The sequence below is a fragment of the Fluviicola sp. genome, from assembly GCF_039596355.1.
In the GTDB taxonomy this organism is placed as follows: domain Bacteria; phylum Bacteroidota; class Bacteroidia; order Flavobacteriales_D; family Crocinitomicaceae; genus Fluviicola.
In genome coordinates, this window is sequence record NZ_JBCNJW010000009.1 from 118,352 (window position 1) to 128,998 (window position 10,647).

The following is a 10,647-nucleotide window of genomic DNA, read 5'->3' on the forward strand; positions in this document are numbered from 1 at the left end:
AAAGGAAAAAGTTAAGAGAAGCAGGCGCGGGAAGTATTGCGCGCCTGCGTGTAATTCCTTATTTTGAAATATATACTTTCTTAGCGATCATGTTGTTGTTTACGGAAACGTTTACCAGGTAGATTCCGTTGTTCAATTCCTGGTTCAAACGTACTGAAAGTGCGCTTTCTCCTGCACTCACATTTCCGAGGTTTTCCGTGAAAACGGATTTTCCGCCCAGGTCTACCACATTTACGAATACCGGTCCTTCCACTTTACTGTCCAGTTGAATGTTCAGCGAGTTGGTATTGGCCTGGTAAGCGATGCTGGTTTCAATTTGCTTGCTTTCTGCAATTCCAGCCTGAGATCCGAACGGATGCTGGGAAGTGCGGATGATATCTCCGGTGTCGCTGTTGTTACTGTTTGTCTGGTTTGTTGCCAGGTAGAAAGTGATTGTTCCGATATTGGTTGCAGGTGCAGTCCAGTTGAAACTCCAGCTCGTAGCAGCTGTTCCTGCAGATTTATGTGTTACGCGCGTTTTTCCGCCCGAAGAAATGGTCTTGGTATTGGTTGCATCGGTAATGGCGAAGGTTCCCGCTGCGGTATTACTTGGGCTCAGCGCAACGATTTCAAAGCCGTTTTTCGCGTTGTTGGTAGACATCGTTACGTTGACCTGGTAGGTTGTTCCCGGTTGGTAGTCCGTAACAGCCGTTCCGCCACTTGTTAGTGTTACGAGGTTAAACCCGGAACCACTTTGTACTGTCCCGGAATGACAGGAGGTACAGTTCCCGTCGCCTGGAGCTCCCGTTCTTCCGCCTGGACTCCCGGCTGCGTTTAATTGATGGAAATTCTGAGTGAATTTTTTGACGTTTTCAATGTTTTCCTTCCCTGAAAAGCTCACCAGGATTCCTGAAGCGAGAAGTAGACCAATAAAAAAGTAGTTTTTTTTCATAATGCTTTAAGTTTTCGTTTTTCGTTGTTTCATTTCATCCGATCGTCCGATGATCAGGGAATCTTCTTTGGCCGGGCCTCTTTGAGGCATTCATTGGGCTGTTTCGCTTACAGAACAGGAAGTTGTCGCTTATCTGATCACATCTTGTTATGTATGCGGGTGTTTCAAACCTACACAGGTAATTGTTGTTTGTTGTTATGAAATTGCCGTAATAAGTTATGAATTTCTGAAACCGGCGTGTTTTTCAACCTGTTTAGTTATTCATTTTTCCTTGTTGAATCCAGCAGTCAAACTGCTGAATCAGAGAATCAGCCAGGGCAGGACCTCCCTGAGGCATCAACTGAGGAGTGCCGTGCAGCGTTCCCAGGATATTGTCGGCGTTGCTTGCAATTTCTGCATGATTGGACAGTGAGGGGGACGTTCCGCCTCCATATCCGTGGCAACTTGCACAATTTGTCTGGATCATCGGTTCAATTTGCTGGCTGAACGAAATGGTGTCCGAACAAGTGACCGTTCCCATGTTTACCGGAGCTTTTGCTTTGGTACAGCCGCTTGCCGAGACCAATGAAAGGACAACTGCAGCACTCACTATTGAAAGAAGATATATGGATTTTTTCATATGTTATTTAATAAAGAGAGGTTTGAAGCTCAACCAGGAGAGCGCAGGAATAAATACGAACGGGATGAGATACCCTTTGTAATAATCAATCATAGCGGCTGCGTCTTCGTTTTTGAACACCGGATCATCCATTTTGAACACGTAGAAAACACATGCCAGTGAAACTCCGGATAGGATCATGTGAATGACAAATGCTGCCAAAGACTGATTTTTGATCAGCTTGTAACAAATTCCTGCCAGGATGCTTGTTCCGATGGTAATCATCATGGAAAAAGCAAGCAGGTGCATGTATCCGGAATGTTCCGTGAAATCTGCGATCTTGGTATACATGTAGGAGTAAACCCAGGAAATCAGAGACGAAAACAATCCGGAAGCAATTCCCAGGAAAAAAAGACGTTTGAACATGGGCGTTTATTTTTCAGTAACCGGGATGGAGTAGGAAATATTCATGACATCCGGAACAGCGTCGCTTTTTTCTCCTACACCGTAATCGATGCGGTTTACGGTAAACTTACCGGAGAACGTCAGATCATTACCGGATTTGGTCAGCGTTGCCGGGATTTTCTTGTCTTTGGTCACTCCCTTCATCGTCATTTTACCTGTAATGGTGTACCCGTCGCCGGTTTTTTCCACTTTGGAAGATACAAACTTGATATTCGGATATTTGGAAGCTTCGAACCACTCGGAAGTTTGTGCTTTTTTGTTCTGCATGGAATTCCCGGTATTGATGGAGCTTACATCAATCGAAATATCAAACTTGGAATTTGCCAGGTTGTCGGCATCGAAGGTGATGTTTCCTTTCGCCTTTTTGAATTCACCGGAAGGATCTTTGCTTTTGAATGCAATGGTGAAACCTTCTTTGAACACGTAGTCTTTAGCTGCGGTCATCGTTACAAATGCTGAGCTTACAAAAATGCAGACAGCCAATGCGGGATAAAATATCTTCTTCATAATTACTTGTTTTAACTTATTCGTATTTTAAAATTGCGCGTGCACCGGTTGCAAATTACAAATTGAACGCTTTGAATGTGAGTCCTTTGATTCATTCGCGACGTATACTTTGTAACTGGCATTGTTCGCACAGTGTATTTCAACTGTTCTAGTGCCCGAACTCGAACTTTCTTCCAATGCAAAAACCAATCCTGAATTGTCCTTTTAACCAATTATCGTATGTATTTGTGATAAATTGGGTTTCGCCGAATCCGCGGGAATTGGTAACATAAATCGTAAAGTTGTGTCCGAAAGTAAGCCATTCAACAGCAAATCCGAGGCTGTTGAAGTTATTGGTGCGCATGCCCTTGTCCTGGAAAACCTGGTGGTATTCAACCATGATTCCCCAGCGTTGTGTGAGCGACCAGCGCATCGCGCCACCCAAAGCAAACAAGGTATTCTGGTCATCTGCGGCCACATAATTCCGGTGAACCAGGGTCGGCATAACGGCCAAACTCAGGAGGTTTCCGAATTTACGTGCAATGTTCAGCTGAGCAGAATAAGAGAAGCGGTAGGCTTGTTTCGGGAAGTAAGCAACGGAATAAATATCCGGAAGTGCTTTCATGTAGGTATAAAACATGCTTCCGGTTACGGCCAGTGAAATCGGCATACCTTTTTTCTTTTGCTGCAGGATGCGGTATTTGGCAAAACCGTCGAGCAGTGAGCGGTAAGGAGTTCCTGTTCCTTTGCTTCGACCTACACCTACCATCAGGTGATTGGTAATCCCGTACTCAAATCCCAGGCGAATGTCGCTGGAATTGTCCAGTCCGAACCAGTTTTGAACACCTCCGTTTGAACCTGCGAAATCACCAAAGCGGTGTTCCACGCGGAATTCCAGCACTCCTTTGCGCAAACATTCCACCGAATGTGCACTCACGATGCGGGTAGACTCAAAAGTCTGTTCAACCAGGTTGTCATCGACGGTTGTTTCTTCCGTATCTGTTGCTGTCGAATCTGTATCCTGAGCACTTGAATATCCTGCCAGGATCAGAGCGGCTCCCATGAAAAGTATTTTATGAATCATCCTTATTGGTTTCTTATTTTGTGCCAAGATAATACTTACCCTGATATATAACTAGAGTCCTAATACAGGAATAAGTGGATGGTTGGAATGCTTGATTGAAATTAGTCTACCTTATTGATAGGAAAGTTGACTCATTCGGGGATTCCTGAAATACGACATTTGTCGTATGTGTGTATTTAATTTAATCGTTAAGTTTGTGGCAATGAAACAAATATGAAGAACTCCTGCTTGCTGCTACTTTTCGCTTTATTGGTTTTCCCAAAAACATATGCGAGAGAACGTACCGTTGTCCTGGAATGGAAATTTGCCGGGATAGAGGAGGGGTATGACCACCTGAACCGTTGCAGGATTTTTGTGGATGATATAGAACTTCCGGTTTCGGGAGAATGTAAAGAAAGTGAGCCGGGAACCTATTCACTGCGCCTTTCTTCAAAAGCACATCGTGTCTGGCTGGTAAATGAAGCTTATTATGAAGGGAATTGGATGGAGCATACCTTCAAGAACGGATTCAGTATGGATGCTGTGTGCGAATTTACCCTGGACGCGAAAGAAGTGGCGAAAGTGCAGGTCTTGTTTGATTTGGATCATGCCGGAGTTTCTGTTACCCGCTTTGATTCGAAAGGAAGGGAGTATGCCGGGAAACCGGTTGTGTTTAAAGGGAAACATTATCCGTTGATGGTCAGCTGGAAATTTGTGAACGTTGAAAAGGGCTACGATCACTCTTCCCGTATGAAGGTGTCTGTGGATGGTGTTGAATTGGGTACGTCTCCGCAATCTGTTGAGAGCAAAGGAGGTTTTTTTGTGGTGAGGATCCCAAAAGGAAAACATGTGGTGCGGATTGTGAACCAGGCTTTTTTTAACGGAAAGTGGCAGGATCATTCAATCGTGAACAACTACTCGGTGGAAGCCATTTATGAAAAAGCGCTGGAGATCAGGAAAGAAGTAAAAGTGACATTGGTGATTGACCTCAATCATGAACATACGGTCAATACCTGGGAATGACGATCCCTAAATCATCATACCAATAGCCAAAAAAAGACTGCTTGAATAAGCAGTCTTTTTGATATTGTTTTTGGTGAAAAGCAGGGCTGAGCGGAGTCGAAGCCTGCTTTTCAATTTTCACTTCAGAATTATCCGTTCCAAACTCCCATGGAATTGAATTTCTCGATACGGTCTTCGATGCGTTGTTCCGGATCTTTTTTATCCAGTTCAGCCAGGTATTGAATGATTTTGGTTTTCACATTCTGGAAACTTGTTTCCTGGTCTCTGTGAGCACCAGCTAATGGTTCTTCGATGACATCGTCAACCAACTTCAACCGTTTCATGTCTGAGCTCGTCAGTTTCAATGCTTCAGCCGCTTTTTCTTTGAATTCCCATGATCTCCACAAGATAGAAGAACAGGATTCGGGAGAAATAACGGAGTACCAGGTGTTTTCCAACATCACAACTTTATCACCTACACCGATTCCCAATGCTCCACCGGAAGCACCTTCACCGATAATGATACAGATTACAGGAACTTTCAACTGCATCATTTCATAAATGTTACGAGCAATTGCTTCACCCTGACCTCTTTCTTCTGCCTCTAATCCAGGGAAAGCTCCCGGAGTATCGATAAACGTTACAATCGGCTTATCGAATTTCTCAGCAAGTTTCATCAAGCGCAATGCTTTGCGGTAACCTTCCGGATTCGGCATCCCGAAGTTACGGTACTGGCGCATTTTGGTGTTGATACCTTTTTGCTGTCCGATAAACATCACTGTGCGTCCGTTCAGCAACCCGAAACCACCGATCATGGCTTTATCATCCTTCACATTTCTGTCGCCATGCAGCTCCTGGAATGTATTGTTTGAAATTGCATTGATGTATGCCAGTGTGTACGGTCTGTCCGGGTGACGGGACAATTGTACGCGTTGCCACGGAGTCAGTTTTCCGAATATTTCCTTGGTCTTTTTTGTCAGAGTCTCTTCCAAAGCCTGGATCTTGTCACTCATGTCAACACCAGTATTGATGCCGATTTCACGCGTTTGATCGATTTGATCTTCCAGTGCCTTTAAAGGTTCTTCAAAATCTAAATATGTAGACATAATTGCTATTTTGAGGGGCGAAATTTACGAAAATAGTTCGCATCTATGTAATTTTACGACATGATTAATTTTCCAACATGCAAAATAAACCTGGGTTTGCACATCCTGCGAAAGCGGGTCGACGGATACCACGATATTGAAACGGGGATGTTGGAACTTCCTTTTTGCGATGTACTCGAGGCTCTTGAAAGCGATGAAGCATCTTTTTCAACCTCCGGACTGGAGATTCCTGGCAGAGGAAATCTCATCCTGGATGCGGAACGCGTATTCCGGAAGTACCAGGAGATTCCGGTTTTGTCGTTTCACCTGCACAAAATGATCCCGATGGGAGGTGGTCTTGGCGGTGGTTCTTCTGATGCTGCTTTTGCACTGAAGCTGCTGCGTGATCGGTATGCCCCGGAAATCGGAAATGAACACTTGAAGCAGATGGCTGCTGAAATAGGTTCGGATTGCGCTTTTTTCATTGAAGGAGGTTTGCAGTTTGCCGAAGGCCGGGGAGAGGTTTTGAGTCCGCTTCAGGCGGATTTGAAGAACTGCTATATCGTATTGGTGAATGCAGGAATTCATGTTTCGACCAAAGAGGCTTATGATGGTGTTGTTCCGGATGAAACCCGCGCTTCGCTGCGAACCATACTGGAGAAACCACTGTCGGCCTGGAAAGATTCCCTGGTGAATGATTTTGAAGAGTCTGTTTTCAGAAAGTACCCGGAACTGGCGCAATTGAAGAATGATATCTATGCACATGGAGCTGTTTATGCTGCTATGACCGGTTCCGGATCGACTTTGTTCGGAATTTTCCGCTCCGAACCGAAGAATATTCGCTGGTCTCAGTCGGTGGTTTATGAGAAATGCCTGAAGATTTAGGGGCAATCTGTTTCCGGATGAAAAATGCGAATGTTGTATTCTTAATAAGAAGTATGATTGGCGCTTTTTGGGGATGCTTAATGTTGGAGTAATTTATTTTTGATTAGAATGCGTCGATTTCACTGATTTTTCGATGCCCAATTTGGGGATTTCCCAATTTCCCAATATTGGGGCAGTTAAGGTTAAATTCTTAAAATCCTAAATAAATCTTTCAACTTCCTGTATATCCGTCTTTAATTCCGGATAAACTTCAAATGTTCTGTTCTTCCGTTTATTTCCACGACAAAGTAATACGTTCCCGGACTCAGCCTGGAAACATCCACCTGCTTTCCATTCAGTTCCAACTGTTGTTGCTGACCTAATAGATTGTAAACGGCAATTAAGTTGATTACCGCATGGAGATCGTTTTTCGAAAGAATGGTCACAAACTGGTTTCCTGGATTCGGGTAAAGAACCAATTCTTTTTCAATCGTGAGTTCATGAACCGAAACGGTACTCAACGGATCAGCTTCAAGCAGGAACAAACCTCCGAGATCCTGACCTACAAATAGATTTAGGAGTCCGTTTCCGTCAATGTCGTCCACGAAAACGGAACAGTACAATCCCACGTCCAAATTCAGGTAATGGTCGGAGTAGAGGCTGAAGGTGTCGCCATCTGTCAGGTGACCGTCGATGTTGCGGAAATAATTGATGCGGCCGTTGTAGGAGCCCACAAACAAATGGGTCGTATCATTGACGCGGAAAAAGTGAGGGGCAGCGTATGCATCGGTAGAGGAGAAGATATCTGCCTGACCTACATTGTTGCTAACAAGCGTGAAACTGGGAGTAGATGCAGTTCCTGTATTCTGATAATAGGCAATTTCACCCGTTTTCCTCCCTACGATCAGGTCGAGTAATCCATCTTTATTCAGGTCGAATAACTGCGGATGAGAATACGCAACCACGTTGATTGCCGCTCCTGTATTGTCGGTGACAGTAACCGGTGAACCGAAATTCAGGGTGTTTCCAGCCCCGGCAGTATTCGTGAATTGCTTCAAATTTCCGCTTTCCATCCCGACAATCAAATCCTGGTCGCCGTCGCCGTCGAGGTCTCCGAAAGCAGGAACAACGCGCAGTCCGAGTCCGAGAGATGAAAGTCCGAGGTAATCATTATTGACGAGTGTAAATTCCGGGTTGGATGCAGTTCCTGTGTTATGATACAGCTGGAAAACAGATTCCAGGCTGAGTGTTGGTTTGTAACGGACAAAATTCGCAATCAGTAAGTCTTTTAATCCATCGCCGTTTTCGTCAACCAAAACCGGGATGCTGCCCAGGCCGTGGTCGATCATGTCTTTTTGCAGGAAGTTATTTTCCTGGTACACGAAATTCGGAAGGGCGTTCGTTCCTGTGTTTTTAAAAAGTTGGACACTGTTTTGATTTTCCGAAACGGTTCGTGCATTCGGGGCAATAATCAGGTCCTTTTTACCGTCGAAGTCCACATCTTCCCAGTAAATTGCCGGGAACAACTGCATTTGTGCAGGGTTGATGGAATCCGGGAAGTTCTGATTCTGGCTGATCATGGCTGAATTGGTATTGGGAGCCGTACCGCCGTTCATTAAAAGCGTGACATTCGGATAGGAAACATCTCCCACAAACAGGTCCATCACCCCGTTGTTGTTCATATCAATTGCCAGAATCGTGGAGCCGGAATGCCGCGTGATTCCGTCTAGTTCGGCTTCGGCTACGGATTCTTCGGAGGGAATGTTTTCGGGCCGTAGTGGATTCGGAACGTCTCCGTTTTCACAAGGATAGGCTGTTTGGTTCAGGAAAAGACCGTTTCCGTTCGGATCTTCTGTGAATTTTCCCCAGCATTGATTTTTCATGACGAAAATCAGGGAATCAGGAATACCGTACAGTTCCATGCTCTGATTCTGATGGTAAAGCAGGTTTTGTCCGCCGATATGAAACGTCAGTACGTCAATATCTCCGTCGAAATCCACATCTGCATAAGCGGGGATGTCGCTGGCACTGACATATAAATTGGAAATATCACCTGTATAATCTGTTTGAAGAATCGGAGTGATCAACTGCCATTGCAAACCGGATGAAGCACTTCCTACATTCCGGTATACTTTGATTCCGCCGATTCCATAGGTGAAGAGGTCTTTTCTTCCGTCTGCGTCGTAATCCACGAATGCAGACCGGTATTTGCAGTCGTCTGGGAAATAAAGGTAGCCTTTGTACACGTATTTGTATTCGTGAATGGAATTCGTGACCACGTGCTGCATCAGGACAAATTCGTCTCCGCTGCGGTCAAAGATAACCAGGTCGTCCAAACCGTCGAAATTGTAATCGATCGTGGAAAACTGGCCGTAATTGATTCCTCCAGCCCAGGGATTTTTCAGGGTTGTACTTCCAACTTTCACCGGAATATCCGGTTTGTACTCGAAACCCAAATAAGTCTGTGAATGACTGATGTGAAAAAAACTGAGAACAGGTATCAGGAGAGAAAGTACTTTTTTCATCGGAAAATAGGATTGCAATACTTCTTCCAATATTACGGCAAAATTAAAGCAACTGCAAAAGTGGATTGCTGTTTATTGTGAAAACACACGATCATGAGAAAAATACTCTTCACCCTTCTTTGTTTCCCGGCAACGGTTTTTGTTGCATCGGCCCAGGATTCCATTTCTGTATTGTTTATAGGTAACAGTTACACCTATGTGAATGATCTGCCAGGGATGCTGAGCAATCTGGCAGCCAATCTCGGAAAGGAAATCACCGTTGATTCGAAGACAAACGGAGGCTATACGTTTCAGAATCATGTAGACGATGCGGCAACGTATGTGAAGATTCATTCCAAACCCTGGGATGTGGTGGTGATCCAGGGACAAAGCCAGGAACCGAGTTTCCCGGACGCACAGGTCAATGCATCCACACTTCCGGCTGCGGTGAGATTATCGGATAGTATCTGGGTAAATCACGCCTGCAGTAATGTGATGTATTATATGACCTGGGGAAGACAGGATGGAGATCCGCAGTGGTCGGGAATTAATACGTTTGAAAAAATGAATACGCGTTTGTACAATGCATACATGCGCATGGCAGATTCCAGCGACCGGGCAATGGTTTCTCCGGTTGGAGCTGTTTGGGGATATGTTCGTACTAACCAGCCGGGAATCAATTTGTATAACAGCGACGGATCGCATCCATCTACTGAAGGAACCTACCTGGCGGCTTGTACGTTTTATGCGTCACTTTTTCGTCAAAGCCCGGTTGGAGCGACCTATACCGGGGGCTTGAGTGCGGTAACCGCAGGAATACTGCAGCAAGCGGCTGCAACTGTGATTCTCGATTCGCTGGATCATTTTCACCTGCACCGTGTAGACGAACCGACACAAGCCGGCTTTTCAGTTGTCCAGAACGGCGCTTCAGTAACGCTGACCAATGAGAGTTCGCGCGCTGAGTCTTTCACCTGGTCGTTCGGAGACGGGCAGAGCGGTACCAGTGAAAATCCAGAGCATACCTTTGATTCGGATGGAGTCTACACCATTCAGTTGATCGCTTCTTCGGACTGCAATTCGGATACTGTATCGATCCCGGTTGCCGTAGGAGGAACATTGGGATTAAAGGATTTGGATTTCTCTGCAGTGGAGGTTCGAACGACCGATGAGTTGATTGTGGTTTCCAGTCACGATTCCGGCTACCTGGTTGAAGTGTTCGGAGCAGATGGAAGGCGGCTGACAGAAGAGCAGGAGTTGGGTGAGAAGCCATTATTTTTTCAGCGAAATCAAGCGGTTCAACTCTTCCGGTTCAGAGCTCCGAACGGTACAGTAAAAGTGGTTCGCTGTTTTTAAGTGAGTTAAAAGATTAAGAATTTTTAAAAGGTGTCGATTTGATACCTTTTTTGTTTAACGAATTTGTTAAAAAATAGTTTTTTAAAATCTCAGTATATTTTTTTAACAAAAAATCTGTATCCTAACATACATAGGCTGTTCGGAGCTTTTTGAAATGAGGTTCGCTAAAAAATTTTGAAATTATTACGTTAAATAATTAACAGTGTTTCATTTTGTTTTTTTAACCTTTTTTATGGCTTCAACACTAGATTTTACTAGGATTTAACTATTTATTTAAGTTTCCTCAATTTTAGGCT

At 44.6% G+C, this 10,647-nt stretch carries 10 protein-coding genes; 3 read left to right on the plus strand and 7 right to left on the minus strand.

Annotation, left to right across the window (positions count from 1 at the left end):
* Positions 1 to 58 precede the first annotated feature (58 nt).
* The 5 genes from ABDV94_RS15585 to ABDV94_RS15605 form a co-directional block, all read right to left on the minus strand.
* On the minus strand, positions 59 to 931 hold the full coding sequence (locus ABDV94_RS15585) for a choice-of-anchor V domain-containing protein (RefSeq protein WP_343748134.1): 873 nt from the start codon (positions 929 to 931) through the stop codon (positions 59 to 61).
* 253 nt (positions 932 to 1,184) lie between these two features.
* Entirely contained in the window at positions 1,185 to 1,550 is a 366-nt protein-coding gene (locus tag ABDV94_RS15590) for a cytochrome c (protein WP_343748135.1), read from the minus strand.
* 3 nt (positions 1,551 to 1,553) lie between these two features.
* Positions 1,554 to 1,955, minus strand: coding sequence for a hypothetical protein (locus tag ABDV94_RS15595; protein ID WP_343748136.1), 402 nt, complete (start codon positions 1,953 to 1,955; stop codon positions 1,554 to 1,556).
* A gap of 6 nt (positions 1,956 to 1,961) precedes the next feature.
* Complete coding sequence (locus ABDV94_RS15600) at positions 1,962 to 2,501, minus strand: YceI family protein (RefSeq protein ID WP_343748137.1); 540 nt, start codon at positions 2,499 to 2,501, stop codon at positions 1,962 to 1,964.
* Between the two features lie 148 nt (positions 2,502 to 2,649).
* Positions 2,650 to 3,564, minus strand: coding sequence for a DUF5777 family beta-barrel protein (locus tag ABDV94_RS15605; protein WP_343748138.1), 915 nt, complete (start codon positions 3,562 to 3,564; stop codon positions 2,650 to 2,652).
* A 213-nt stretch (positions 3,565 to 3,777) separates the two neighbouring features.
* Between ABDV94_RS15605 and ABDV94_RS15610 the strand changes: the two genes are divergently transcribed.
* Positions 3,778 to 4,566 (plus strand): hypothetical protein, encoded by a 789-nt coding sequence (locus tag ABDV94_RS15610; RefSeq protein WP_343748139.1) that lies wholly within the window; start codon positions 3,778 to 3,780, stop codon positions 4,564 to 4,566.
* Between the two features lie 128 nt (positions 4,567 to 4,694).
* Here ABDV94_RS15610 and ABDV94_RS15615 read toward each other — a convergent pair whose 3' ends face one another.
* Entirely contained in the window at positions 4,695 to 5,651 is a 957-nt protein-coding gene (locus ABDV94_RS15615) for an acetyl-CoA carboxylase carboxyltransferase subunit alpha (protein ID WP_343748140.1), read from the minus strand.
* 60 nt (positions 5,652 to 5,711) lie between these two features.
* Here ABDV94_RS15615 and ispE point away from each other — a divergent pair, with 60 nt between their 5' ends.
* A complete protein-coding gene (gene ispE, locus ABDV94_RS15620; protein ID WP_343748141.1) occupies positions 5,712 to 6,515 on the plus strand; it encodes a 4-(cytidine 5'-diphospho)-2-C-methyl-D-erythritol kinase in 804 nt (267 codons plus the stop codon).
* Between the two features lie 233 nt (positions 6,516 to 6,748).
* Here the strand turns inward: ispE and ABDV94_RS15625 are convergent, their stop codons facing one another.
* Entirely contained in the window at positions 6,749 to 9,019 is a 2,271-nt protein-coding gene (locus ABDV94_RS15625) for a T9SS type A sorting domain-containing protein (protein WP_343748142.1), read from the minus strand.
* Positions 9,020 to 9,112: 93 nt separating this feature from the next.
* Here ABDV94_RS15625 and ABDV94_RS15630 point away from each other — a divergent pair, with 93 nt between their 5' ends.
* The gene (locus ABDV94_RS15630; RefSeq protein WP_343748143.1) at positions 9,113 to 10,351 is read left to right on the plus strand and encodes a DUF4886 domain-containing protein; all 1,239 of its coding nucleotides are present in this window, start codon (positions 9,113 to 9,115) and stop codon (positions 10,349 to 10,351) included.
* Positions 10,352 to 10,647 lie beyond the last annotated feature (296 nt).